Raw genomic sequence first — 24,406 nt, forward strand, 5'->3', positions numbered from 1 at the left:
GGGGGCGCTGGGCATGGGGCGGGGCAGGCGCGGGCGGCGGCCGGGCAGCCCCTTCTGCTCCCAGGTACCGCGCTGCTTGGGGCACTTGTCGTATTTATCGCTCACTTGGTCGCCGTCGCGGTCTTTGGGGCGGTGGCGGTGCAAGGCCAGGGCCCAGCCGAAATAAAAATCGGCGCCCGTGGCGGTGGTCAAGCCAAAAACTCCGCCCAGGTTGTCCGACCCCACAAACAGGGGCCCGAGCCGTACCAGGGCCCCTACCTGGAAGTTCTGGTAGTTGTTGGCCCAAATGAGCGGCACTGCTACTTCGGCGCGGCTGAATTCGAGGCGCGGCGTGAGGGCCAGCGCGCTGGGCGTGCGGCTGCCGACGGTGCGGGCTGGCAGCAGGCTCTGCGTCCACAGCACGCCCGCGTACAAGTGGTTGGCCAGGCGGTAGTCGGCCGTGACGCGCAAGGCGGCGGGCAAGTAGCTGGTGAAGCGCCGGGCTTGGCTGCGCAGGCCCACCAAGCGTTCGAGCGTGGGGCCCACCGAAGAGAGGGGATTGAACGTGAGCGTGTCGAGCTGGCCCAGCTGCACGGTGCGGGTATTGGCCAGCGCCGCCCGGTGCACGTACCGCTCGTTGGCGTACTGGAGGGCCCCCACGTCGGTGAGGGCCACCCCCACGCGCAGCCGGTACTTGTTCTGGGTCGGGTCGTCGCGGTCGGTGCCGTCCATGCGGTACTGGTACTGCGCGGGCTGGGGCCGCCATTCGTAGGTGAAGCCCAGGTCGGCGCCGTAGCCTTGGCCCAGGCGCTGGCTGCCGTAGCGTGCGCCGAGGCCCTGGCCGTCCCGCTCATACGCCTGGGTGTCGGTGTAGCCGTAGCTCACGCTGGGGCTGCGCAGCTGCAGGCTGTCGCGGCCGTACACCTGGTAGCCGGTGCCCTCGTTGAGCACATAGCCGCCGCCCAGCCCCACGAGGTACTTTAGCGTGAGGCCGCCCTTGAAAAAGTGCACCGGGTTGGGCGCGAAGGTGCGGGCGTACGTGAGGGCGAATTCGTGGTAACTGTTGAGGTGGAGGTTGAAGCGGTTGTCTTCGAGCACCTGGTTGGCCAGGCCCAGGCGGTCGGCGTCGCCCAGGCCGTGGCGGGCCAGGCGGGCCAGGCTTTCGCTCACGTTGCTGGCCTGCCCAAACGCCCGCGGTTGGTGAAGGCCAGGGCCGCGCGGGGCCCCAGGGCCAGCATCAGCGACGGCAAGCGCACTTCCGCGCTGGCGCCGCCTGTTTTGGGGGCCCCGTTCAGCCGTTCCCGGAGGTATTCTTTCTTGAACGAAAAACCCTCTTGCCAGGGCCGCTGGGGCAGGTCGAGTTGCAGGTAGTTGTTGTAGAAATTAACGTCGCCCCCCGCCAGATTCAAGTAAAAGGACGTGCGCGCGTCGGCTATGGCGCTGGGGTTGACGTAGGCCGTGTTGGTGCCAGCGTAGTTGCTGTGGGTCAGCCCAATCCATCCCTGGCCCGCAACTGGTGGGGCAGCCGCTAGCCAGAATAGCCCAGCGCACGCGGCGCCCCGGCGAAAAACGAAAGGAGGTAGCGGTGCATTCACGGGCGTAAGGGGTTGGGGATGGAAGCACCGCCTGCGCCGGGGTTGCGGGTGGCGGCCGCAAAGGCTGGCCAGCGCCCGGCGCACGCGGGCCGTAGGCCGCCGCCGCTAACAGCGGCAGCGCCTACGCCAAGCAAAGGTCCCCCAAGCTGTTGTATATAAAAATACCTATTTAAAGGTATATTTATCTGGTGCGCCGCCGCCGCCGGGCCGCGCTGCGCCCAGCGGCGGCGGCGCACCGGTTCAAATCAAATCGAACGCCCGGGCGTACTGCCCCAGCTCGAACACCGACTCGGCTTGCAGCTTGCGGCGCAGGTTGCGGCGGTGGGTTTCGGCGGTTTGGGGCGAGATGAACAGGTGGCCGGCGCTTTCCTGCGCCGTTTGGCCCAAGGCCACGCCGCGCAATATTTCACGCTCGCGCCGCGTCAGGGTGGCAAAGCGGGTGTGGTGGCTGCGCAAAAAGTTGTTCTCATCGAGCAGCCGCTGCACTTTGTGCGTGACGTGGCTGGCGGGTTCGATGGCGTGGGCCAGGGTGGTGGTCAGCAGCGGCCGGCCGTCGGTGCCGCGCAGCAGCAGGCGCGTGGCGCTGAGGTACCAGGCAAACGGGGCCCCGGGGCCGGTGCGCACCTGCTGGAAAAACGAAATGCTCTGGTTCAGGTCGTTCTGTTCCAGCAGCGCAAATATTTTGGGTACGTAGTCTTGCGCCTCTTGCACATTGAAGTACCGCGCGAAATAGTCGGGGCCCAGGGCGCGCAGCTCGGCCAGCGTGGTGTTCAGCTCCTGCAAGCCGTTGGCCGACATGTACACGACCGTCGTCGTGCGGATGTTGTGAAGGATGGTTACCCCCGGGTAGAAGCCGTCCGTTGCCGCAACCTCGCGGATTTTGGCCTCAATCAATTCCTCGTCAATCGTCATGGTAGCGGAGCCACACGCCAGGGCCCCAGCGGCCCAGCGCATTAGGCCCCGCTAACATAGTGAAGAGCGAATGAAAATTTGCACTAACGCCCCACGTAGGTGGCCGGCGTCAGGGCCCGCAGCTCGGCCTTCACGCCGTCGGCCACGTTCAATTCCTCCACGAAGCGGGCGATGGTGGCGGCCGAAATGGCCTCGCCGGTGCGCGTGAGCTGCTTAAGGGCGTTGTAGGGGTCGGGGTAGTTTTCGCGGCGCAGGATGGTTTGGATGCCCTCGGCCACCACGGCCCAGTTGGCCTCCAGGTCGCGGGCCAGGGCGGCTTCGTCGAGGGCCAGCTTGCCCAGGCCGCGCAGCAGCGAGTTCAGGGCGATGAGCACGTGGCCCAGCGGCACGCCCAGGTTGCGCAGCACCGTCGAGTCGGTCAAATCTCGCTGGAGGCGCGAGATGGGCAGCTTGGCAGCGAAGTGCTCCAGCAGCGCGTTGGCCACGCCCAGGTTGCCCTCGGCGTTCTCAAAATCGATGGGGTTCACCTTGTGCGGCATCGCCGACGAGCCCACCTCGCCGGCCTTCACCGTTTGGCGGAAGTAGCCCATGGCGATGTACTGCCACACGTCGCGGCACAGGTCGATGAGGATGGTGTTCAAGCGCTTCACGCCGTCGCAGAAGGCTGCCAGGTTGTCGTAGGGCTCAATTTGGGTGGTGGGGAAGGTGCGGGTCAGGCCCAGCGTTTCCTCCACAAACTGCCGGGCGAAGCCGTGCCAATCGGTGTCCGGGTAGGCCACGAAGTGCGCGTTGAAGCCGCCCGTTGCCCCGCCGAACTTGGCCGCGTAGGGCACCTGAGCCAGCAGCGCCAGCTGGCCTTCGAGCCGGGCCACGAACACCTCTATTTCCTTGCCCAGCCGGGTGGGGGAGGCGGGCTGGCCGTGGGTGCGGGCCAGCATCGGGATGGGGCCCCAGGCAATGGCCAGCGCCGTGAGGCGGCCCGTGACGGTGGCAAACTGGGGCCCCAGCGCGTCGGCCCAGGCGTCCTTCAGGCTCAGCGGAATGGCCGTGTTGTTCACGTCCTGCGAGGTCAGGCCGAAGTGGATGAACTCCAAGGAATCGCCCAGGCCGAGCTTCGTGAACTCGTCGCGCAGGAAGTACTCCACCGCCTTCACGTCGTGGTTCGTCACGGCCTCGTGGGCCTTGATGGCCTGGGCCTGCTCCTCGCCAAATTCGGCGTAGAGCCGGCGCAGGGCCGGAAATGCATCGGCCGAAACGCTGCTCAGCTGCGGCAGCGGCAGTTGGGCCAGGGCGATGAAGTACTCCACCTCGACCCGCACGCGGTAGCGCATCAGGGCCAGTTCGGAGAAGTAGGGGGCCAGGGCGGCCGTGGTACGGTGGTAGCGCCCGTCGAGGGGCGAGAGGGCGGTGAGGGGCGAAAGCATGGCGCAAAAGTAGGGCCTCCGGCCGGCGGGGCCCCCGCCACGGCGCCCGCGCCCGGGCCAGGGGCCCCGCGTTCTGCCTACCTTTGGCCCCGACTACCCGAACCCATTTTTCTGCTCTGTGCGCATTTCCCCTTCCACCAAACGGATTCTCATCGGCGTGGCGGGCGCTTTCGTGGTGCTGCTGCTGCTGGCGTTCGGCATTTTTCAGTGGAAGCGCCAGCAGTTGCTGGCCTACGCCCTGCGCGAGGTGAAGGCCCGTGTGGAGCGCAAATACCCCGTGACGCTGGCCCTGGGCCCCGCCCAGTTCACCGACCTCAACACGGTTGAAATCAAGGGCATGAGCCTCGTGCCCACCGCCCGCCCCGCCGACACGCTGCTCACCGCGCGCCGCCTGCAGGCCAGCCTCAGCATCCGGTCGCTGTTTGCCGGGCGACCGGTGTTTTCGGACTTGCAAATCCAGCACGCCCGCCTCACGGCCCATAAAACGGCCACCACCGACAACTTCGGCTTCTTGCTCAATAAAAAGAAGCAGCCGGCCGCGGCTCCGCGCAACGACGCCGCCGGCCGCAACTACGGCCTGCTGCTCAACCAATTGCTCGAAGCCGGCTTCGACAACGTGCCCGGTCAGGCTGACTTCCAAGACTTTGTGGTGCGCTACGACAGCCCGCGCCACCAGGCCCTGCTGGCCCTGCCGCGCCTGCAAATTGCCGACGGTGACATCAGCGGCCGCCTCACGGCCACCATCGACTCGGTGGTGAACGAGCTGGGCATCAACGGCCACGTCGAGGCTGGCGACTACGCCCTCACGGCGCGCGTGTTTGGGGTGGGCAGCCCCGTGCAGCTGCCCTACGTGCCGCGCCGCTTCGGGGCCCTGGTAAGCTTCGACACGGTGCTGGTGCGCATGGCGGGCAAGGATTTTTCCGACGACGACACCGGGGGCAAGCTCACGGTGCGCGGCTCGCTGGCGGCCCGCAACTTCAGCCTCTACCAGCCCCGGCTGGGTTCGGAAGACATTGTGGTGCACCGCGGGCAGCTCGATTTTGTGGCCGCGCTGGGCCGCGCCACCGTGGCCCTGGAAGAAGGCTCCCGCGTGGTGCTCAACGACTTGGTGTTTCACCCCGAAATTTCGGTGCGCCTCAAGCCCAAGCTGGCCGTGCGCCTGCGCATCGACTCCGACGCGGCCCCCACCAACGCCTTTTTCGCTTCCCTGCCCGAGGGCATGTTCGACGTGGTGGCCGGCACCCAGGGCACGGGTACGCTGGCCTACCACCTGCGCGCCGACGTGGACCTGGCCAACGTCGACAGCCTGCACCTCAACTCGTCGCTGCAAGCCAGCAAAGATTTCCGCATCACCCGCTTCGGGGCCGAAGACCTAGGCAAGCTCAACGGCGACTTCGCCTACACCGCCTACAACGACAAGGGCGACTCGCTGCGCACCTTCCCCGTGGGGCCCTCCAACCCCGATTTTACGCACTACGACGACGTGGCCGGCTACCTGAAATCGGCCATCATGACGGCCGAAGACCCGCGCTTTCTCACCCACCGCGGCTTCATGGAGAAGGCCTTTGTGAACGCCGCCATCCAGGACATTAAGGAGAAGCGCTTCGCCCGCGGCGGCAGCACGCTCAGCATGCAGCTGGTGAAAAACGTGTTCCTGAACCGCCAAAAAACCGTGGGCCGCAAGGCCGAGGAGATGCTGATTGTGTGGCTCATCGAAAACACGCGCCTCGTGAGCAAGCAGCGCATGTTCGAAGTCTACCTCAACATCATCGAGTGGGGCCCCAGCAACTACCGCTGGCCCAGCGGCAAGCGCGGCGTGTACGGCGTGAAGGAGGCCGCCCTATTCTACTACGGCAAGCGCCCCAGCGAGCTGAACCTGCCCGAGAGCCTGTACCTGGCCAGCATCATCCCCAAGCCCAAGTACTACCGCTTCTCCTTCAACAGCTACGGCAGCCTGCGCTCCAGCACGCGCTACTTCTTCAAGCTGATTGCCGACATCATGGCCAATAGGGGCTTGATTTCGGAAAATGACCGCGACAACCTGACCTACGGCGTGAACCTCAACGGCCCGGCCCGCGGCTACATCGTTACGGCCCGCGACACCACCCGCACCGTGTCGCCGGCGACAGCAGCCAGTTCGAATCCATCAACCTGATTGACCTGCTGAACACCGCCAAGGACGCCGACGCAACCCCCGCGGCCGGCGCTGCTCCCAGCACCGCGCCCGCCGAGGCCCCGAAATAGGGCCCCGGGCTAAAAAAAGGAAAGGGCCGCCTTGCATATTGCAGGGCGGCCCTTTCGGTTTTAGTAACGTTTTTTCAAATAAGAAACCGCACAAGATAGGCGGTCATTTTAAACCGCCTCCAGGCCGCTTGGGCCCGCCACGGCTGGGGCCCCTGCGGGCTTCGGCTTGGGGCGCAGCCAGCTGCTAATTTTCATTTGCAGCACGCCAAAAAAGGCTTCCTGCACGATGCCCTTCGACATTTTAGAGGTGCCGCGGGTGCGGTCGGTGAAGATGATGGGCACCTCCTTGATCTTAAAGCCGAGCTGGAAGGCACGCCACTTCATCTCAATCTGGAAGGCGTAGCCCACGAAGCGGATGCGGTCGAAGTCGATGGCGCGCAGCACCCGCGCCGTGTAGCACTTGAAGCCCGCCGTGGCGTCGCGGATGGGCATGCCGGTCACGAAGCGCACGTACCACGAGGCGTAGTACGACATGAGCACGCGCTCCATCGGCCAGTTCACCACGTTGACGCCCTGGATGTAGCGCGAGCCGATGGCCACGTCGTAGCCCTCCACGGCGCAAGCGTTGTAGAGGAGCACGAGGTCGTCGGGGTTGTGCGAAAAGTCGGCGTCCATCTCGAACACGTAGCCGTAGCCGCGGGCCAGGGCCCACCGGAACCCGTGGATGTAGGCCGTGCCCAGGCCCTGCTTGCCGGGCCGCTCCTCCAGAAACAGGCGGCCCGGAAACTCGGCCTGCAAGCCGCGCACAATGGCCGCCGTGCCGTCGGGCGAGCCGTCGTCGATGACCAGCACGTCGAACGCCCGCGGCAAGCCCATCACTTTGCGCACGATTTGCTCGGCGTTCTCGCGCTCGTTGTAAGTAGGGATCAGGACGAGGCCGTTGTTCATTAGCGGCAAAGATAGGGGCAGTGGCCCCGTGTGGGCCCTGGGGCTACTGGCTGGGGCCCCAGCGCGGCTAGCCCTGGGGCCCTGGAAAGGCACAAAAAAAATTAAAAAGTTGCTATGACGTAAAAGGACGTCATGGTATGTCGTATATTTACGTCATACTCGAATCCCGCCCGATGACTCACGCCAAAACCGCTGCTTTCACTGCCGACCAGCAGCAGCTGGCCCGCATGGCCAAGGCGCTGGCCCACCCGGCGCGGGTGGCCATCATTCAGCTGCTGGCCAGTAAGCAAACGTGCATTTCCGGCGACATCGCGGCCGAGCTGCCGCTGGCGCGCACCACCGTGGCGCAGCACCTGCAGGAGCTGAAGGCGCTGGACTTGATCCGCGGCGAGATTGACGGGCTCACCGTCTGCTACTGCCTCAACACCGCGCTGCTGCGCCAGGTGCAGCAGCACTTCGCCAACTTCTTCCTCGAAGCCACCGCCACCGACTGCCACCCGACGCGGCTTGTGCCTGCTAAGCCCGGGGCCCCACTCGCTAAAAAAAATTGCCATGAAAATCTCCGAATTGAAGGCCGCCCTGCCAACGCTGACGGCCGTGAACTTCAAGTTGCCCAGCGGCGTGTACCTGCCGGCCCACTTCCACGTAACGGAAGTGGGGCTGGTAACCAAGCACTTCGTGGATTGCGGCGGCGTCGAGCGCACCGAAACCGCGGCCAACTTTCAGCTCTGGGAAGCCGGCGATTACGACCACCGCCTAGGGCCCCAAAAATTCCTGCGCATCCTCCAGCTGGCGGAAAAAATTCTGGGCCATGCTGACCTCGACATTGAGGTGGAGTACCAGCAGGCCACCATCGGCAAGTTTGGCCTGGCCTTCGACGGGACGGATTTCCTGCTCACCCCCAAGCAAACGGCCTGCCTAGCGCCCGACGCCTGCGGCGTGCCGGAGCCCCTCTTTGCCCTGCCCCAGCTGCAAGTGGCCGGCTGCACGCCGGGCGGGGGCTGCTGCTAATCTTCTTTTCCTTCGCCTTCACGCCATGACGATTGCCTTTTTCTCCGACGTGCACGGCAACCTGCCGGCCCTGCAAGCGGTGCTGGCCGACCTCGACCAGCGGCGGCCCGACCTGGTATTTTGCTTGGGCGACCTAGTGGGCTACGCGCCCTGGCCCAACGAGGTGGTGGCCGAAATCCGGCGGCGCGGCATCCCCACGCTGGCCGGTAACTACGACCAGGACATTGGCCTGGCCAGCAGCGACTGCGGCTGCGCCTACAAAACCGACGCGGAAAAAGCTCTGGGGGCCCAAAGCATTGCCTACACTAACGCCGTAGTGGGCCCTGACGAGCGCCGCTACCTGCGCCTGCTGCCCAAGCATATGCGGCTTGATTTCCAGGACGAGCCCGCGACGCTCAGCCTCTTGATGGTGCACGGCTCGCCCCGCAAAATCAACGAGTACCTGTTCGAAGACCGGCCCGAGCAAAGTATGCTGCGCGTGCTGGCAGAGGCCGGGGCCGACGTGCTGTTGTTTGGCCACACCCACAAGCCCTACCACCGGGCCCTGCCGTACCCGCACGAAGGCGAAACCCGCTACCGGCACGCCCTCAACATCGGCTCGGTGGGCAAGCCCAAAGACGGCGACCCCCGCGCCGCCTACCTGCTGCTGCACCTCGACCAGCAAACGACCCTAACCGACCCGACCGGCCTGCGCAGCGAGTTCGTGCGCGTGGCCTACGACGTGGAGCGGGCCGCGACGGCCGTGGAGGCCTCTCCGCTGCCGAATGAATACGCCGACATGCTGCGCCGCGCTTACTAACCCCAGAATTGCTCTAAGCACAATTAAACCGCAAAATCATCAATGCCATGACGTTGCAACCCCTCGCCGCTGCGCACTGGCCCCAGGCCAGCGCCATCTACGAAGCTGGCATTGCCACCGGCCACGCCACGTTTGCCACCGGGGCCCCCACCTGGGCCGCGTGGGACCGCGACCACCTGCCGCACAGCCGCCTTGTGGCCCTGGCCGCCGGTGGGCAGGTGCTGGGGTGGGCGGCGCTGTCGGCCGTGTCGGGCCGCTGCGTGTACGCCGGCGTGGCCGAAGTGAGCGTGTACGTAGCCGCCGCGGCCCGGGGCCAGGGCGTGGGCCGAGCATTGCTGGGGGCCCTGGCGGCGGCATCCGAAGCCGCGGGCATCTGGACGCTGCAAGCCGGCATTTTCCCCGAAAACACGGCCAGCCTAGCCCTACACGCCGCCTGCGGTTTCCGGGAAGTGGGCCGGCGCGAACGCATCGGCCAAATGGCCGGCGTGTGGCGCGACACCCTGCTGCTGGAGCGCCGCAGCAGCATTATTGGCTGCTCTTAGCCAATCATTTTCTGATCCTAAATTTACCTGTACCTACTTGCTGCCACCGCTCGCGGATAAGGACAGTGTGGAACTAGTGCGGCGCTTAGGCTGGGGCCCCAGCGGCTAGCGCCCGGGCCGTGGCGCGGGCGTGGCGCACCACGTCGGGCACGCCCACGCCCGCCTGCCAGTTGGCCACGGCCACAATACCATCGGCCTCCAGGGCCGCCACTGCCGCCCGCGCGGGCCCAATGGCGGCGTCAAACTGCGGAATGCTGCGCGGCCAGTAGTAGCGGCTTTGCCAGGTGGGGGCCCCAGTAATGCCGTAAAAGGTAGCCAGTTCGGCGTGCACTGCCGCCAGCTGCTCGGCTTCGGGCTGGGCTGCTGCCGCTGCGTACTGAGTGCCGCCCACGAAGGTGGTGAACAGCACCTGGCCCGCCGGTACCCGGTCGGGGTAAAGGCTGCTGGTCCAGAGCGAGCCGGCGGCGTAGGCGCCCTCCGCTTTGGGGTGCAGGGCCCCGAATCCCTCTAGCGGGTGCGTCACGGCGGCGCGGGCGTAGGCCGAGTACACCACGGCCATGGGCGGGTAGTGCACCGCCGCCAGCGCGGCGGCGGCGGCGGGAAACAGCCCCGCCAGCAGCGGTGCGGCGGCGTAAGTGGGCAGCGCCAGCACGAGGTGCGTGTAGGGCCCCCGCACCGCGCCGCCCGCCTGAAACGAATAGGTGCCATCGGCGGCCCGCGCCAGCGCCGTGGCGTGGGCCCCAGGGTGGTAGTGGGTGAGGCGAGTGGCCAGCGCGTCGGTGAGGGCCTGCACGCCGCCCCGCAGCGTGACGACGCGCCGCCGCCCCACGCCCTTGCCGGCCTTGGCCAGGCCGCGCAGCACCGAGCCGTGCGCCTGCTCTAGGGCAGCCAGCTGCGGAAACGTGTGGCGCAGCAGCAGCTGGGTGGGGTCGCCGGCGTAGATGCCGGCCACGAACGGGTTCACGGCGTAGTCCACGATTTCCGAGCCGAAGCGCCGGGTGAAAAACGCGGCCACGGTTTCGTCGGCGTCCGGGGCCCGGCGGTTTCAGGAATTCGCGCAGCAGCCGCCACTTGCCTTTCAGGCTAAAAAAGCTGCTCCGGAGCAGCGCGGGCGGCGAGCCGGGCAGCTCGCGGTAGCTGCCGCCGCGCAGCACGTAGCGGCGCTGGCCCACGGCGGCCGTGTCCTGCACTTGGTCGTCAAGGCCCAGCTCGTCAAACAATTCGGCCAGCTCGGGGCTGAGCTGGAGCGAGTTGGGGCCCGCTTCGAGCAGGTAGCCTTCGGGCTGGTTCAGGCTGAGCAGGTTGCCGCCGGGCCGTGCCTCGGCCTCAAATAAATCGTAGGCGACGCCAGCTTGCTGCAAGTACCAGGCGCAGGTGAGGCCGGCGAGGCCGCCGCCGAGGAGGGCGATTTTCATTCCGCAAAGGTCGGGCCCCGCCCGTAGCTTTGCCCCATGACGGGCCCCCACAAAGCAATTTTCCTCGACCGCGACGGTGTATTGAACAACGAAACCGGCGAATACGTGTGGCAGGCCGCGCAGTTCGTCGTCAGCCCCGGCGTGCCCGGGGCCCTGGCGCGCCTCAAAGCCGCGGGCTACCACCTCATCGTCGTCACCAACCAAGCGGGCATTGCCAAGGGCCTCTACACCGGCGCCGACGTGCAGGCCCGCCACGCCCAGCTGCAAGCCGCCTGCGGCGACGTGCTGGATGCGCTGTACTTCAGCGACAACCACCCCAGCGTGAGCGAATCCATCTTCCGCAAGCCCGACTCGGGGATGCTGGAAAAAGCCGTGGCCCGCTTCACCCTCGACCCCGCCCAGTGCTGGATTGTGGGCGACCGGGTGCGCGACATGCAGGCCGGAGCCCGGCTGGGCGTGCGCGGCATCCTGGTAGGCCACACCGAAATAGGGGCCCACACGCCGTATGCTGTTGATTTAGCGGCCGCTACGGATATGATTTTGGGCGATGTAGCGCGGACTTTGTAGTCCGCGGCTCTGAGCAGTCGCTGAACAGTTCGTAGTGTGAACTCTGCGCGGTTGAACGGTCGCCGAACGGCGGGACGAAACGCAACGCGCGGACTCGCAGCGTCCACGCTACGGCCGGGCGGCCATCGGTAGGACGAAGCGAGAGCCGCAGACTACAAAGTCCGCGCTACAAAAAAAGGCCGGTTTCCCATGTTGGAAACCGGCCTTTTTTAATTCGTTAACCCGAAAATTACTGGCGGGCCGAGGGGGTAGCGGCGCTGGCCATAACGGGCGAAGACACGCGGTTAGCAGCCTTAGTGCTCGTGTAGGCGGGGCATTTGCCTTGGCTGCACGAACCGAGGCCCAGGGTAGCCACGCCAGCGGCCAGGAGAATAAGCTTTTTCATAAGATAATGCTAAATGGGTGGATGCTGAGTGGAGACTGGCTCAAAGATAGCACGCGCGCCGCAACAGCTGTACCCCCATCGAACGGAAAAATGCAAATTTTCGTGCAAAGCCCCTTTATGAAGTGTAGCCCAGGATACGCATCATGCTGGCTGCCTCCTGTTTAGGCGCGAAAACGGTATCGGTGAGCACGCCGTCGGGGCCCCGGTCGAGGATGACGTGCTGGGGCGCGGGGATGAGGCAGTGCTTGATGCCGCCGTAGCCGCTCAAGCTTTCCTGGTAGGCACCGGTGTGGAAAAATCCAATGTACAGCGGCTCCGCGTCGGCGGGCTTGCGCTCGGGCAAAAACACCTGGTAGAGGTGCTGCTCGGCGTTGTAGTAATCCTGCGAGTCGCAGGTGAGGCCCCCAAGCTGGATGCGCTTGTAGGATTTCTGCCAGCCGTTGAGGGCCAGCAGGATGAAGCGCTGGTTCAGGGCCCAGGTATCGGGCAGGTTGGTGATGAACGAGCCGTCAATCATGTACCACAACTCCTTGTCGTTCTGGAGTTTCTCGTCCAGAATGGAGTAGATGATGGCGCCGCTTTCGCCCACCGTGAAGATGCCAAACTCGGTGAAAATGCCGGGCTCGGGCACGCCTTCCTCCTTGCAGATGCGCTGCACAGTGCGCAGGATTTCGGCCACCATGTAGGGGTAGTCGTACTCGGGCTGGATGCTGGTTTGGATGGGTAAGCCCCCGCCGATGTCGATGGTGGTGAGGGTGGGGCAGATTTTGCGCAGCTCGCAGTACTTGTGGATGAAGCGGCTCAGCTCGGACCAGTAGTAGGACGTGTCCTTGATGCCGGTGCTGATGAAGTAATGCAGCATCGTCAGCTCGAAGCGCGGGTCGTCCTTGAGGCGCTGCTCGTAGAGCGGCACGGCGTCGGCGTAACGGATGCCCAGGCGCGAGGTGTAGAACTGGAAGCGCGGCTCCTCATCGGAGGCCAGGCGCATGCCGATTTTGCACTTTTCCGTCACGTGCGCGTCGTAGTAGTCAATCTCGTTGGGCGCGTCGAGGATGGGGATGCAGTTCACGAAGCCTTCGTTGATGAGGGCCGTGATTTCGTGCTTGTACTCGTCGGGCTTGAAGCCGTTGCAGATGATGTGGTGCTGCTTGTCGACCTTGCCCTCGGCGTGGAGGTGGCGGATGATGCTGATGTCGAACCACGACGAAGTTTCGAGGTGGACGTCGTTTTTCAAAGCCTCCTCCAGCACGAAGCGGAAGTGCGACGACTTGGTGCAGTAGGCGTAGGAGTAGGTGCCCTGGTAGCCAGTGGCGGCGATGCCGTCGGCAAACCACTTTTTGGCGCGCTGAATTTGGGAGCTGATTTTAGGTAAGTAGGTGAGGCGCAGCGGCGTGCCGTACTTCTCGACCAGGGCCATCAGGTCGATGCCGTGGAATTGTAGCTCGTCGTTTTGAACCGTGAAATCGGCGGTGGGAAAATCGAAGGTTTGGGAAATCAGGTCGTGGTACTTGTCCATCGAGGGTGGGGGAAAACGGCGCGGAATGCCGACCTTTGCGGCGGCGGCTCAAAACTACCGCCCGGGGAAAGAAATGTTCCCCGCGCATCGGCAACGATGGACGAAGCGACTTGGCTACGGTGGGGCTTGCCCCGCCGCAAGGCAGCGCCCGCTTGGGGCCCCAGGGGCCCTGGGCGGACCGGTGCGGCCCTTTTGCTCTCCTAACTTACCGACCGATGAAACGCATCAAATTACTGGAAGTGCGCTCCGAACTGGGCGCGGGCACCCGCGGGGCCGGCATGGGCATCGACGCCCTGCGCGTGGCCTGCCTCAACAAAGGCTCCGACTACTTCCGCCGCTACAACTCGGTGGTGGTGCCGGATTTGAACCACGTGCTGTTCGAGAAAACGCCCTTCCGGTGGGCCCGGCACATCGACGCCATTTACACCGTGCAGAAGGGCATTGCCAGCGCCGTGGAGCAGACGCTGCGCTTCGGCGAGTTCCCGCTGGTGCTGGCCGGCGACCACTCCAGCGCCAACGCCACCATTGCCGGCATCAAGGCCGCGTACCCGCACAAAACGCTGGGCGTCATCTGGATCGATGCCCACGCCGATATCCACTCGCCCTACACCACGCCCAGCGGCAACGTGCACGGCATGCCCTTGGCCGCCGCCCTGGGCCAGGACAACCGCCAGCACCAGCGCAACACGCCCGACGCCGACACCGAGTTTTTCTGGCAGCGCCTCCAAAACCTGGCCGAGCCGGGGCCCAAACTGCGCCCCGAGCACCTGGTGTACGTGGTGGTGCGCGACACCGAGGAGCAGGAAGATGCCTTAATCGCAGAACTGGGCATCAAGTGGATCAAGCTGCCCGAAGTCAAGGAGAAAGGCGCGCGCCAGCTGGCCCACGAGATTTACGAGCACCTGCGCGGCTGCGACATGGTGTACATCTCCTTCGACGTGGACAGCCTCGATTCGAGCTTCAGCATCGGCACCGGCACGCCCGTGGAGGACGGCCTCTACCTCTCCGAAGCCGAAAACCTGTGCCAGGACCTGCTGGAAAACGAGCGGGTCGTCTGCTTCGAAATGGTCGAAATCAACCCCACCCTCGACAACGGCAACACCATGGCCAAAAACGCCTTCAACATCCTCGAAAAAGCCACCGAGGCCATCGAGCGCCGGCTGCGGCTGGAGGACGAAGCGCGGCGGTAGTTGAACCAAAACTGGTGACTGGATAAAAAAGCTGTCATCCTGAGCGCAGCGAAGGATCTGAGGACAGCCGAACGATTTGCAGTAAATGAATCACTGCGCGCCGTTCAAAAGTCCTCAGATCATTCGCTGCGCTCAGGATGCCAGTCTCAGTAACCAGGATGACAGGTTTGCTAATTAGCTACCCTTTAGCTTAATACTGGCTGATGAAGGCGTAGGCCCCCAGCGTGTAGGTGGTGGCCGACGAGAAGTGGTTGCCGCCCTGGATGGGGCGCAGCTGCACCTGGGTGGCGCCGCGCTTTTGCATGGCGTCGTAGGCGTCTTGCGAGTTGAAGAAGGGCACGTAGTCGTCGGCGGTGCCGTGGAAGAGGGCCAGCGGGGCCCGGGGCTTCCAGTCGTAGATGTCGTTGTCGGCCACGGCGGCGGTGAGGGCGGCGTCCGAGTTATTCAGCACGGCTTGGCGGAAGGAATCGGCGAAGAGCTGGCTTTGCTGGGTGGGCACGTCGGCAAACGGGTTGGCTTGCAGTTGGGTGGCGTAGGGCTCCTGGTAGTAGAAGGAGAACGGCCGGTTTAGGGCGTAGATGCGGTCGTAGGTGCGCAGCACCCACACGTAGCTGCTCAGGAAGCTCAGCGGCTGCTGGGCCCCCAGGATGTAGCGGGCAAAGGCCGACTTGTGGTAGGCCCCGGCGCCGGGCGCGCTGGCCGTGACGGGCAGCTCGGTGGCGTATTTCTCTTCCAGCAGCTTGTGCAGGGCCATGGTGGCGTAGCCGCCCTCGGAGTAGCCGAGCAGGAAGTTCTTCTGGTTGACGGCCACGCTTTGCTGCTGGCAAAACTCGCGGGTGGCGCGCAGCATGTCGGCCGAGGCCGAGGCCAGCGAGGCGGCGTGCTCGTAGGGGTGGGGCAGGGCCTTGGAGGCCCCGTAGCCGATGTAATCGGGCGCCGACACCACGTAGCCCGTGGAGGCCAGCACCGACACCGCCGACCATACGTCGCTGCCCGTGGCGTAGTAGGAGGGGGCCTGGCCCTCGCCGTCGGGCGTGATGGTGCCGTGCTGGTAGCTGAGCACCGGCAGCTCACCCGCGCCCACCGGCACCAGCGCCGCCCCGGAGGCCGTAATCTCCTGGCCGTCGGGCGCGTGGGTGCGGTAGGTGAGGCGATACACCCGGATGGGGTAGCGCGCCAGGGCCCCCACCAGCGGCACGGCCTGCACGCGGCCGGCCAGCGTGGCCACGCTGTACTCGCCGATGAGCGTGTTGCCCGTCAGCACCGTAGTGGCGGCCGGGGCGGTGGCGGTGGGCTCGGGCTCGCTGCTTTTGCAGCTGGGCGCAACCGCCAGGCCAGCCAGCAGCCACACAAAACGGTACTTGGCGGCCGGCCGCGCCAGGGCCCCTAAACGAAATATCGACACGATAGAAGAGATGTAAGGAGGATGAAAAGCTGGCCTCCTAACACCTGGCAGCGGCGGCCGTGTTCCCGCGCCCGCCGCAAAAGGCCCCCCGGGGCCCCCAGCCCGCCGCCCCAGCCGCTGAAGAAACAGCAAGCCCCGCCAGTAGCTGGCGGGGCTTTTCACGACGCTCAAATTAAAATTGTAAATAGATATTATAATCTTACTTTAGTCGAAGCTAAGCTAACGATTATGAATTTTAGTCCTTTCTCAAAAATTAAAATATTTATCACCAAATACGCCTAAAAATTATTATGCCTCAATGGGTTTAATAGGCATTAAATTCCTGAATTTTTCACACTTGATTGGGACTTATGAATAAGAATGATCTTACTTGGTTGCATTTATCTGACTTCCATGTCGGACAGGATAAACAGGGGCAACTGCAGCTATTTGAAGAAATTTTGACTCATGTTCAGGGTCAAAAGCAAAATGGAATAGTGCCTGATATATCTTCATTACTGGTGATATAGCTAATAAAGGTCTCGAATCAGAATATAAAATATTTTATGAACAATTTCTTTATCCTTTGCAGGAACTTTTGGGTGATGATATTGATGAGAGGACATTTTCAGTGCCTGGCAACCATGATGTTAATAGAAATGTAACCCCTGGTTTTAGTTCAGATAAATTTTTAAATTTACAAAATTACTACTTTGATGTATCAGATAATGGGAAAGAATTAAGAGCACAGGTTACTGGAAGATTCGAAGCATATTGTAAAAATGATTCGACACAAAATTTTGGAGAGTGGATCACTGCCGAAGAGGGTGCATATTATTTTGTTGATGAACAAAGAGAATTAGGAATTATTGGAATTAATACTGCATGGTTGTGTGAAGGGGATGAAGATAAAAATAAATTGTCCCCAGGTAAGCATTTAGTAGAAAAGGCATTAAAGAATATCAAGGACTGTAAAATCAAAGTTGTTTTAGGACATCATCCCTTGGATTGGTTTGCAGTAGAACACAAACGACAAATAGAAGCTCTGTTTGGTAAAAATAATGTAATTTATTTGCATGGACACTTACATGACAACTGGATAACACCTCAGTTCGGTAGCGGACAACCTTTTTTAGCAATTCAAAGTGGTGCGGCTTTTCAAGCAAGAGAAGATGACGTATATAAAAACGGATTGTTATGGGCAAAAATCAATTTAGAAAAGGAAATTATTAGCTTACAACCACGCAGTTGGAATAAAAATCATCAAGATTGGTCGCTTGCAATAGCCTTTCCTGAAATTAATAGGAAAAATGATTTTTGGCATTTTGATCTTCCAGGCAGAGGGAATACAGTGCTTGCCCCCGTTGCTGCCCCGTTAGAAGTACCAGGAGGTTGGTCTATAAAGAATGCTCAAGATCTTTTAAAATATAAACAACCACTGGAAGCTAGTTTAGCTATCAGGTATTTCGATGGGGCGATACCTAGTTGGCATATTGCGGCTTCATCATCTATACCAAAGCGCAAAATCGTTTTCAAAATTGCTGATTATTTCATTGGTCAACACAAAAGTAACAACTCAATAATAGTTGCTTTAATAGGTGCTGGATGCGAGGGTAAATCAACAGCAATTCTTCAGTCTGCCTTTCACATAGTAACTAATAGCGATAATTGGCTTGTGCTTCGGCGTGGTGTTGAGACTAATCCACTTGTCCCCGAGCAAATAATTCCACTATTATTACCAAATTTTAATTGGTTAATATTAATAGATGATGCAGAAAATCTGATAGATAGTATAGTGCAATTGGTAAAGCGTTTACCACCAGCAAATAGAGGACGGGTGCATTTTTTGCTTGCTTCAAGAGATTCTGATTGGCAGGCTTCCAATAACCAGTCTCTATCCTCAATTGGTTGTACATTTTATTTTGAAAGGTTATCCGGACTTCAACAAGAAGATGCTCAAGAGATTGTTAAATGCTGGCGTAGATATGGAGACGAAGGCTTGGGAGAACTAAAAGAAACGAAACAAGAAGACCAAGTATCATCATTATTAAATGCGTCAAAAAGAGATATAAATTATCACGGTAGCGCTTTCTTTGGAGCACTGTTGACTGTGCGTTATGGAAATGATCTAAAATTGCATGCAGCAAAAATGATGGAACGGTTATCAAAGCGGATTATACCTACTTCGGGGCGTACACTTCTAGACGCTATATCATATATCTCTGCAATGGATGCAGCGGGATTTTCCTTTTTATCGCGTTCAGTTCTTGCATATGCTCTTAACTGTCCTGAGCCGTTACTTAGGAAATATGTTCTACAACCTCTTGGTGAAGAAGCTGCTGCTACTACTAGTAGTGATTATGTTTATACTCGTCATCCAATAATAGCGCAAACCGTTTTGTCAGTTCTGACTGACAATATGGGTGAAGAAACCGATGTTATTTATATTGATTTAGTTAATGCTGCATTAAGTTTATATAAACAAGATTATGTTCTAGATTTAGCCTCGTGGCGTTATAAAATTGCTGATGCATTTGCAGATTTAGGAAGGAAGGGACTCGCTCTGAGTATAGTAAACACTGTGAGAGATAACGAACCCAATAATGCAAAAATATTTACTAAAGTATTGCACATATATCGTAGGGCACAATTAGTAGAAAAAGCGTGTGAAATGTTTGAAAAATATCTCGATAATCTTACACAAGAGGTTGATAGAAGGTTGTTTGAAGAATGGGCAATTACAGAAAGAATGGCTGGAAATTATGCAAACTCCGCAATGGTTTCACTTTTATCATTCTCTGATCAACTTGCTTACCCTCATAGATTAGATGGGATTAGTGATAAGTTTCAATCATTAGGATATTGTTTGAAGAGCCTTTATTTTATTACAAGGATACAGTGCACTAGAGAGCTGGCTGTAATAGTTTGCCTTTTTGGAATGAAATGCAGCAGAGATGCGGAGCAAACAGCGGAATTTGAAAAAAATATCACAGAGTTAGATATTGATCATACGTCTTACTCTCTTAATATTGATAAATTTATTGAGCGTATGTACGATGTAGGAATTATAGCCCATGAATATATTACATCAGTTTTTGTGAAAGATTATTTAGATAGGTTTGATGCACTGACTTTTATTAAACTAAAAGCTTCGCTTAAACTCATTGTCGAAGCTCCTACTGGTGCCAATTATTTACTTCGTTAGTACATTGATGTGGAATTTTATGCAGTGCATAACATCAAAATTTTGAGTTTGCAATTATCGCAGAGAGCCCTGCCAGTCACCCCAAGGGCCCCAAGTTGCAGCAGGCCACCCACCCGGCCGGCGCGGGGGCCCCAGGCCGGTCGGCTGCGGGCGGCGGCGCGGGCGGCCGTTGCGGGCAAGCTGGGGGCCCTAATTTTTGAAGAGGAGAGGGGGTTACGGCCAGCCCGTACCTTTGCCCCGTGCAACAGTTAGAACAAGACCTCAAAACCGCGCTGCAAACCGCTGCCCGGGCCGTTTTCGGCGTCGAAATCCCCCTCGCCAGCCTCGCCTTGCAGCCCACGCGCAAGGAGTTTGCCGGCAGCTTCACCCTCGTCACGTTTCCGCTCACCAAGGCGCTGGGCCAGGGCCCCGAGCCCATCGGCCGCGCCCTGGGCGAGTGGCTGCAAGCCAATGAGCCCCGCGTGAGCGGCTTCAACGTGGTGAAGGGTTTCCTCAACCTCGAAATTGCCGACGCCGAGTGGCTGGCGCTCTTTGCCCAGCTGCAAGCGCAGCCGGCTGGGGCCCCGGTGCCCACTGGGGGCCCCCAGCGCGTGGTGGTCGAGTACTCGTCGCCCAACACCAACAAGCCCCTGCACCTGGGGCACTTACGTAACAACTTCCTGGGCTACTCGGTGGCCGAAATCCTGAAAGCCACCGGCGCCACCGTCACCAAAGCCAACCTGGTGAACGACCGCGGCATCCACATCTGCAAGTCGATGATTGCCTACCAGCGCTTCGGGCAGGGCGAAACGCCGGCCAGCGCCGGCCTCAAGGGCGACCACCTGGCGGGCAAGTACTACGTGCTGTTCGAGAAGCACTACCGCGAGGAAATCCGGCAGCTCGAAGCCGAAGGCGTGACCAACGAAGTGGCCAAAAAGCAGGCCCCGCTGATGGCCGAAGCCCAGCAGATGCTGCAAGCCTGGGAAGCCGGCGACGCCGAAGTGATGGCCCTCTGGCACCAGATGAACGGCTGGGTGTACGAAGGCTTCGACGAAACCTACGCCACCATCGGCGTCGATTTCGACAAGTTCTACTACGAGTCGGGTACCTACTTGCTGGGCAAGGAGCGGGTGGAAGAAGGCCTGCAAAAAGGTGTGTTCTTCACCAAAGAAAACGGCTCCGTCTGGGTCGATTTGCAAGCCGAGGGCCTCGACGAGAAGCTGTTGCTGCGCGCCGACGGCACCAGCGTCTACATCACCCAGGACCTGGGCACGGCCGAGCTGAAGTACCAGGATTTCGGCTACGACAGCAGCATCTACGTCATCGCCGACGAGCAGAACTACCACATGCAGGTGCTGCAAGCCACGCTGGCCAAGCTGGGCAAGCCCTACGCCGCCGCCATCCACCACCTCAGCTACGGCATGGTGGACCTGCCCTCGGGGAAGATGAAGTCGCGCGAAGGCACCGTGGTGGACGCCGACGAGCTGGTGCGCGACGTAGTGGCCGCCGCCAAAGCCGCCACCCTCGAAAAAGGCAAAACCGAAGGCCTGTCCGACGACGAGCTGGAGGGGCTCTACCACCTGCTCGGCCTGGGGGCCCTGAAGTATTACCTGCTGAAGGTGGACCCCAAAAAGCGCATGCTCTTCAACCCCGAAGAATCGGTGGCGCTGGAGGGGCACACGGGGCCCTTCATCCAGTACTCCTACGCCCGCATCGCCGCCATCCGCCGCAAGGCCGCCGAGCTGGGCATTGCCGAAGCCGCTGATTTCGCGGCCCTGGGGGCCCTGGCCCCCACCGAGCGCGAGCTGGTGCAGGAACTGGCCCGCTACCCCGCCGTGGTGGTCGACGCCGCCCGCACCCTATCGCCCGCCGTGGTGGCCCAGTACGCCTACGACCTGGCCAAAGCCTACAACCGCTTCTACGCCGAAGTATCCATTTTCCAGGAAACCGACGAGCTGAAGCGCAGCCTGCGCGTGGCCCTATCGGCCCGCGTGGGCGACCAAATCAAGATAGCCCTGGGCCTGCTGGGCATCCAGGTGCCCGAGCGCATGTAAATTTTACCTGTCATTCCGAACGCAGTGAGGAATCTGAGGAAATGCTCTTCCAGATTCTCACTGCGTTCGGAATGACACTTTTTCTGCACATGAAAAGCGTCGCCGTTTACTGCGGTTCCAGTGCCGGAACCAACCCTGCCTACGTGGCCCAAGCCCAGGCCCTGGGCGCCGCCCTGGTGGCCCAAGACCTGACGCTGGTGTACGGCGGCGGGCGCGTGGGCCTCATGGGCACCATTGCCGACGCGGTGCTGGCCGCCGGTGGCAAAGTGGTTGGCGTAATCCCCGGTTTCCTGGACGATAAGGAGCTGGCCCACAAGGGCTGCACCGAGCTGCACGTGGTGGAAACCATGCACGAGCGCAAGCTGCTAATGGCCGACCGCGCCGACGCCTTCATCGCCATGCCCGGCGGCTACGGCACCCTGGAGGAGCTGTTCGAAGTCCTCACCTGGGGCCAGCTGGGCCTGCACCAGAAGCCGGTGGGTCTGCTGAACGTAGCGGGCTACTACGACCACCTGCTGCTGGCCCTCGACCGCATGCGCGACGACCAGCTACTGCGGACCGAAAACCGCGCCCAGTTGTTGCAAGACGCCAGCCCCGCCGGCCTGCTCGCCCAGCTGGCCGCCTACCGCCCGCCGCAAGTCGAGAAATGGCTCAATCCAAGCACCACGTAGCGCCGTAAGCACCGGGCCGGAAACCTTGCGGCCGCCGCGCCGGTTCAAGCGGCAGATTTCACCCCCAACACCTTCAAAATCATCTTAATGAAAAATTCCCTGTTGCGCCTGCTGGGCCTGGGCACGCTGGCCGTGGCCGGCCTCTCGGCCATGAATTTCGCCACCCCGACCCAACCCGCCATGGAAATTGCCGCTGCCCCCACCGTGTACGACTTCACCGTCAAAACCATCGACGGCAAAGAAGTGAAGCTGAGCAAGTACAAAGGCAAGAAAATCCTCATCGTGAACACCGCTTCCAAGTGTGGCTTCACCCCGCAGTACAAGGAGCTGGAAGAGCTGTCGAAGAAGTACGGCAAGGACGTGACCGTGCTCGGTTTCCCGTCCAACAGCTTCAACCAAGAGCTGTCGTCTGACTCAGAAGTGGCCTCGTTTTGCGAGAAGAACTTCGGCGTGACGTTCCCGCTGTTCCAGACCGTGGCCGTGAAGGGCGACGACGCCACCCCGCTCTACAAGTTCCTGGCCGACAAGACCAAGAACGGCGCAGTGAGCGACGCCCCCAGCTGGAATTTCTGCAAATACCTGGTCGATGCCCAGGGCCACGTCGTGAAATTCTACCCCTCGAAAGTGACGCCCCTGAGCCCCGAGTTGGTGGCCGACATCACAGCCAAGTAATCCCCGCTTTTCTCGTCACCAACTTTGTCATCCTGAGCACAGCGAAGGACCTTGACGGTTTTGAACGACGCGCAGTATATTATTACTGTTAGTTGTTCATGCCTGCTAAGGTCCTTCGCTGTGCTCAGGATGACAATTTGCTTTTAATTATTTCTACCAGAACCATGTCCCCCTGGATTTCCGCGTTTCGCCCGCGCACCTTGCCCCTGGCCTTGGCCAGCATTCTCACCGGCGGCTTCTTGGCGAAGGCGGCGGGCCTGTTCAACGGCCCCGTGGTGGCCCTGGCGGCCCTCACCACCGTACTCCTGCAAATCCTCAGCAACCTGGCCAACGACTACGGCGACTCGCAAAACGGGGCTGACAGCGTGCACCGCGAGGGCCCCCTGCGCGCCGTGCAGAGCGGCGCCATCACCCCCGCCCAAATGAAGCGCGGCATGTACATCTGCGGGGCCCTGGCGCTGGCCAGCGGCCTGCTGCTGCTGTGGGTGGCGCTGGGAGCGGCGGGCCTGGGCTTGTTTGCGGGCTTCCTGGCGCTAGGCCTAGCTGCTATTTGGGCGGCGGTGAACTACACCGCGGGCAGCCGGCCCTACGGCTACGCCGGCTTGGGCGACATCTCGGTGTTCCTCTTTTTTGGCATCGTGGGCGTGTGCGGCACGTACTTTTTGCAAGCCGGGGCCCTGCCGCTGGCCGTGCTGCTGCCCGCCGCCGCGCTGGGTTGCTTCGCCACGGCGGTGCTGAACGTCAATAACATCCGCGACATTAAGTCCGACGTGCTGGCCGGCAAAATCACGATTCCCGTGCGGCTGGGGCCCCGACACGCCCGGCGCTACCACTGGCTGCTGGTGCTGCTCGGGCTGGGCTGCGCCACGGTGTTTGTGGCCCTCACCTACCACTCGCCCTGGCAGTGGCTCTACGTACTGGCCGCGCCGCTGCTCCTCTTCAACGCCATCCAAGTCTGGCAGCGCCAGGAGTCGCTGCAAATCGACCCGCTGCTGAAGCAAATGGCCTTAAGCACGCTGGTGTTCACAGTGCTGTTTGGAGTAGGGCAGGTGGTGTAGGGTAACGGAGCCAGTTCTAACCATTGTCCCAGCCCAAATACCTAAATTGGTGTAACTAATTCTGAATCAATAGCTATTACTCGTATGGAAACAACCTTTCATCTCAACGCCAACGAATTGGACGCCAACTTTCTAGAGGCGCTAAAGAGGCTGTTCGTCGGCAAAGACATTGTCATCAACGTAGCCGACGAGGTTGATACGACGGACTATTTATTGAGCGATGCCGACCGGAAGGCCGTGTTGTTTAAGTCTATTCAAGAAGCAGAAAGTGGGGCCCTGGTTTCCGTAAACCTGAACGACTACCGGGCGCAGTGAGAAACTTGCAATTCACGCCCACTGCATTCGGACAATTTACCGATTGGGCGACGATAGACAAAAAGCTGTTCCAACGCTTGGTGCGCTTGTTAGACGAAGTGTGCCGAACCCCCTTTGCCGGCATTGGCAAACCGGAGCCGCTCAAAGGGGACCTAGCTGGTTTCTGGTCGCGCCGCTTAAATGATGAGCACCGCTTGGTATACAAAGTGACGAACGAAACTATCATAGTCATTGCCTGCCGCGACCATTACTAATGCAGTAATATTTCACCTGTTAACAACGCTAAAACTTTGCCAGGGGAAAGGCGTGCTGCCTCTACGCATCCGATTAGTCGCGGGCCTGAAATAGTAGACAGGTTTCCTGAATGAAGTAGGGCCTCTATTGCAAAAAAGCGCGGCCGCCCATGTGGGCGGCCGCGCTTTTTTATTCGCTAGCAGGGAGCGTTTCGCTGGAAGCAGTGTTGCCCTGGGTACCACCTTCCGGCTTGGGGCCCCGGTCGTCTCTGTTGCGGTTGCGGCCGCCACGGCTACGGCGGCGCTCCCCGTCGGGGCGGGCTCGCGGGTTCGCCGTTGGCCGGGGGCTTCGCCGTTCGGCCCTGGGG

Annotated in this window: 22 protein-coding genes and 2 pseudogenes; 14 read left to right on the top strand and 10 right to left on the bottom strand. The window is 60.9% G+C overall.

Annotated elements, in window-relative coordinates:
* From BEN49_RS21685 to purB, 4 genes are all read right to left on the bottom strand, one after another.
* On the bottom strand, nucleotides 1-1,149 hold a 1,149-nt coding region (locus tag BEN49_RS21685; RefSeq protein WP_204376182.1), incomplete at its 3' end, for a DUF5723 family protein.
* Nucleotides 1,146-1,574: a hypothetical protein gene (locus BEN49_RS27250; protein WP_125917100.1), complete on the bottom strand. Its 429-nt coding sequence runs from the start codon at nucleotides 1,572-1,574 to the stop codon at nucleotides 1,146-1,148. The genes BEN49_RS27250 and BEN49_RS21685, both read right to left, overlap by 4 nt.
* Before the next feature lie 240 nt (nucleotides 1,575-1,814).
* Complete coding sequence (locus BEN49_RS21695) at nucleotides 1,815-2,528, bottom strand: helix-turn-helix transcriptional regulator (RefSeq protein ID WP_083326339.1); 714 nt, start codon at nucleotides 2,526-2,528, stop codon at nucleotides 1,815-1,817.
* 41 nt (nucleotides 2,529-2,569) lie between these two features.
* On the bottom strand, nucleotides 2,570-3,910 hold the full coding sequence (gene purB / locus BEN49_RS21700; protein ID WP_070746538.1) for an adenylosuccinate lyase: 1,341 nt from the start codon (nucleotides 3,908-3,910) through the stop codon (nucleotides 2,570-2,572).
* 118 nt (nucleotides 3,911-4,028) lie between these two features.
* Here purB and BEN49_RS21705 point away from each other — a divergent pair, with 118 nt between their 5' ends.
* Nucleotides 4,029-6,065: a transglycosylase domain-containing protein gene (locus BEN49_RS21705; RefSeq protein WP_070746540.1), complete on the top strand. Its 2,037-nt coding sequence runs from the start codon at nucleotides 4,029-4,031 to the stop codon at nucleotides 6,063-6,065.
* Nucleotides 6,066-6,262: 197 nt separating this feature from the next.
* Here BEN49_RS21705 and BEN49_RS21710 read toward each other — a convergent pair whose 3' ends face one another.
* Nucleotides 6,263-7,042, bottom strand: coding sequence for a polyprenol monophosphomannose synthase (locus BEN49_RS21710; protein WP_070746543.1), 780 nt, complete (start codon nucleotides 7,040-7,042; stop codon nucleotides 6,263-6,265).
* 227 nt (nucleotides 7,043-7,269) lie between these two features.
* Between BEN49_RS21710 and BEN49_RS29865 the strand changes: the two are divergent.
* The 4 genes and pseudogenes from BEN49_RS29865 to BEN49_RS21730 form a co-directional block, all read left to right on the top strand.
* Nucleotides 7,270-7,428: pseudogene (locus BEN49_RS29865) on the top strand (ArsR/SmtB family transcription factor); the annotation flags it as partial.
* Between the two features lie 166 nt (nucleotides 7,429-7,594).
* Nucleotides 7,595-8,053, top strand: coding sequence for a DUF6428 family protein (locus BEN49_RS21720; protein WP_070746547.1), 459 nt, complete (start codon nucleotides 7,595-7,597; stop codon nucleotides 8,051-8,053).
* Between the two features lie 25 nt (nucleotides 8,054-8,078).
* Entirely contained in the window at nucleotides 8,079-8,852 is a 774-nt protein-coding gene (locus BEN49_RS21725; RefSeq protein ID WP_070746549.1) for a metallophosphoesterase family protein, read from the top strand.
* Between the two features lie 47 nt (nucleotides 8,853-8,899).
* The gene (locus BEN49_RS21730) at nucleotides 8,900-9,394 is read left to right on the top strand and encodes a GNAT family N-acetyltransferase (RefSeq protein WP_083326340.1); all 495 of its coding nucleotides are present in this window, start codon (nucleotides 8,900-8,902) and stop codon (nucleotides 9,392-9,394) included.
* 85 nt (nucleotides 9,395-9,479) lie between these two features.
* On the opposite strand, the gene hemG is transcribed toward BEN49_RS21730, so the two are convergent.
* On the bottom strand, nucleotides 9,480-10,409 hold the full coding sequence (gene hemG / locus BEN49_RS21735; RefSeq protein ID WP_083326341.1) for a protoporphyrinogen oxidase: 930 nt from the start codon (nucleotides 10,407-10,409) through the stop codon (nucleotides 9,480-9,482).
* An 88-nt stretch (nucleotides 10,410-10,497) separates the two neighbouring features.
* Nucleotides 10,498-10,809, bottom strand: a pseudogene (locus BEN49_RS31070) (FAD-dependent oxidoreductase); the annotation flags it as partial.
* Between the two features lie 36 nt (nucleotides 10,810-10,845).
* Between BEN49_RS31070 and BEN49_RS21740 the strand changes: the two are divergent.
* Complete coding sequence (locus BEN49_RS21740; RefSeq protein ID WP_070746553.1) at nucleotides 10,846-11,376, top strand: D-glycero-alpha-D-manno-heptose-1,7-bisphosphate 7-phosphatase; 531 nt, start codon at nucleotides 10,846-10,848, stop codon at nucleotides 11,374-11,376.
* Nucleotides 11,377-11,605: 229 nt separating this feature from the next.
* Here the strand turns inward: BEN49_RS21740 and BEN49_RS28425 are convergent, their stop codons facing one another.
* Together BEN49_RS28425 and BEN49_RS21745 are read right to left on the bottom strand one after the other, a co-directional pair.
* On the bottom strand, nucleotides 11,606-11,761 hold the full coding sequence (locus tag BEN49_RS28425; protein ID WP_158023029.1) for a hypothetical protein: 156 nt from the start codon (nucleotides 11,759-11,761) through the stop codon (nucleotides 11,606-11,608).
* Nucleotides 11,762-11,876: 115 nt separating this feature from the next.
* Entirely contained in the window at nucleotides 11,877-13,277 is a 1,401-nt protein-coding gene (locus BEN49_RS21745) for a type III PLP-dependent enzyme domain-containing protein (RefSeq protein ID WP_070746555.1), read from the bottom strand.
* A 215-nt stretch (nucleotides 13,278-13,492) separates the two neighbouring features.
* Between BEN49_RS21745 and BEN49_RS21750 the strand changes: the two genes are divergently transcribed.
* The gene (locus BEN49_RS21750; RefSeq protein ID WP_070746557.1) at nucleotides 13,493-14,467 is read left to right on the top strand and encodes an arginase; all 975 of its coding nucleotides are present in this window, start codon (nucleotides 13,493-13,495) and stop codon (nucleotides 14,465-14,467) included.
* A gap of 190 nt (nucleotides 14,468-14,657) precedes the next feature.
* On the opposite strand, the gene BEN49_RS21755 is transcribed toward BEN49_RS21750, so the two are convergent.
* Nucleotides 14,658-15,872: an alpha/beta hydrolase family protein gene (locus tag BEN49_RS21755; RefSeq protein WP_239692053.1), complete on the bottom strand. Its 1,215-nt coding sequence runs from the start codon at nucleotides 15,870-15,872 to the stop codon at nucleotides 14,658-14,660.
* A 493-nt stretch (nucleotides 15,873-16,365) separates the two neighbouring features.
* On the opposite strand from BEN49_RS21755, the gene BEN49_RS27255 reads away from it, so the two are divergent.
* The 7 genes from BEN49_RS27255 (at nucleotide 16,366) to BEN49_RS21785 (ending at nucleotide 24,059) form a co-directional block, all read left to right on the top strand.
* Entirely contained in the window at nucleotides 16,366-19,056 is a 2,691-nt protein-coding gene (locus tag BEN49_RS27255; RefSeq protein WP_262490242.1) for a metallophosphoesterase family protein, read from the top strand.
* Between the two features lie 239 nt (nucleotides 19,057-19,295).
* Complete coding sequence (gene argS, locus BEN49_RS21760) at nucleotides 19,296-21,089, top strand: arginine--tRNA ligase (protein ID WP_070746560.1); 1,794 nt, start codon at nucleotides 19,296-19,298, stop codon at nucleotides 21,087-21,089.
* Nucleotides 21,090-21,178: 89 nt separating this feature from the next.
* Nucleotides 21,179-21,760 carry an LOG family protein gene (locus BEN49_RS21765; protein WP_070746563.1) on the top strand — a complete coding sequence of 194 codons (582 nt, stop codon included), beginning with the start codon at nucleotides 21,179-21,181 and terminating at the stop codon, nucleotides 21,758-21,760.
* 87 nt (nucleotides 21,761-21,847) lie between these two features.
* Nucleotides 21,848-22,432: a glutathione peroxidase gene (locus tag BEN49_RS21770; RefSeq protein ID WP_070746566.1), complete on the top strand. Its 585-nt coding sequence runs from the start codon at nucleotides 21,848-21,850 to the stop codon at nucleotides 22,430-22,432.
* Nucleotides 22,433-22,596: 164 nt separating this feature from the next.
* Entirely contained in the window at nucleotides 22,597-23,490 is an 894-nt protein-coding gene (locus tag BEN49_RS21775) for a 1,4-dihydroxy-2-naphthoate polyprenyltransferase (protein ID WP_070746569.1), read from the top strand.
* A gap of 84 nt (nucleotides 23,491-23,574) precedes the next feature.
* The gene (locus tag BEN49_RS21780) at nucleotides 23,575-23,805 is read left to right on the top strand and encodes a hypothetical protein (RefSeq protein WP_070746572.1); all 231 of its coding nucleotides are present in this window, start codon (nucleotides 23,575-23,577) and stop codon (nucleotides 23,803-23,805) included.
* The gene (locus BEN49_RS21785) at nucleotides 23,802-24,059 is read left to right on the top strand and encodes a Txe/YoeB family addiction module toxin (RefSeq protein WP_070746574.1); all 258 of its coding nucleotides are present in this window, start codon (nucleotides 23,802-23,804) and stop codon (nucleotides 24,057-24,059) included. Before BEN49_RS21780 ends, BEN49_RS21785 begins: the two co-directional genes overlap by 4 nt.
* Nucleotides 24,060-24,406: the final 347 nt, after the last annotated feature.

The organism is Hymenobacter coccineus, from assembly GCF_001816125.1.
GTDB lineage: Bacteria > Bacteroidota > Bacteroidia > Cytophagales > Hymenobacteraceae > Hymenobacter > Hymenobacter coccineus.

Coding starts and splice junctions, on each gene's coding strand:
- BEN49_RS21695 (WP_083326339.1), bottom strand. CDS start 2,528: ATGCGCTGGGCCGCTGGGGCCCTGGCGTGTGGCTCCGCTACCATGACG.
- purB (WP_070746538.1), bottom strand. CDS start 3,910: ATGCTTTCGCCCCTCACCGCCCTCTCGCCCCTCGACGGGCGCTACCAC.
- BEN49_RS21710 (WP_070746543.1), bottom strand. CDS start 7,042: ATGAACAACGGCCTCGTCCTGATCCCTACTTACAACGAGCGCGAGAAC.
- BEN49_RS21720 (WP_070746547.1), top strand. CDS start 7,595: ATGAAAATCTCCGAATTGAAGGCCGCCCTGCCAACGCTGACGGCCGTG.
- BEN49_RS21725 (WP_070746549.1), top strand. CDS start 8,079: ATGACGATTGCCTTTTTCTCCGACGTGCACGGCAACCTGCCGGCCCTG.
- BEN49_RS21730 (WP_083326340.1), top strand. CDS start 8,900: ATGACGTTGCAACCCCTCGCCGCTGCGCACTGGCCCCAGGCCAGCGCC.
- BEN49_RS21740 (WP_070746553.1), top strand. CDS start 10,846: ATGACGGGCCCCCACAAAGCAATTTTCCTCGACCGCGACGGTGTATTG.
- BEN49_RS28425 (WP_158023029.1), bottom strand. CDS start 11,761: ATGAAAAAGCTTATTCTCCTGGCCGCTGGCGTGGCTACCCTGGGCCTC.
- BEN49_RS21745 (WP_070746555.1), bottom strand. CDS start 13,277: ATGGACAAGTACCACGACCTGATTTCCCAAACCTTCGATTTTCCCACC.
- BEN49_RS21750 (WP_070746557.1), top strand. CDS start 13,493: ATGAAACGCATCAAATTACTGGAAGTGCGCTCCGAACTGGGCGCGGGC.
- BEN49_RS21765 (WP_070746563.1), top strand. CDS start 21,179: ATGAAAAGCGTCGCCGTTTACTGCGGTTCCAGTGCCGGAACCAACCCT.
- BEN49_RS21770 (WP_070746566.1), top strand. CDS start 21,848: ATGAAAAATTCCCTGTTGCGCCTGCTGGGCCTGGGCACGCTGGCCGTG.
- BEN49_RS21775 (WP_070746569.1), top strand. CDS start 22,597: ATGTCCCCCTGGATTTCCGCGTTTCGCCCGCGCACCTTGCCCCTGGCC.
- BEN49_RS21780 (WP_070746572.1), top strand. CDS start 23,575: ATGGAAACAACCTTTCATCTCAACGCCAACGAATTGGACGCCAACTTT.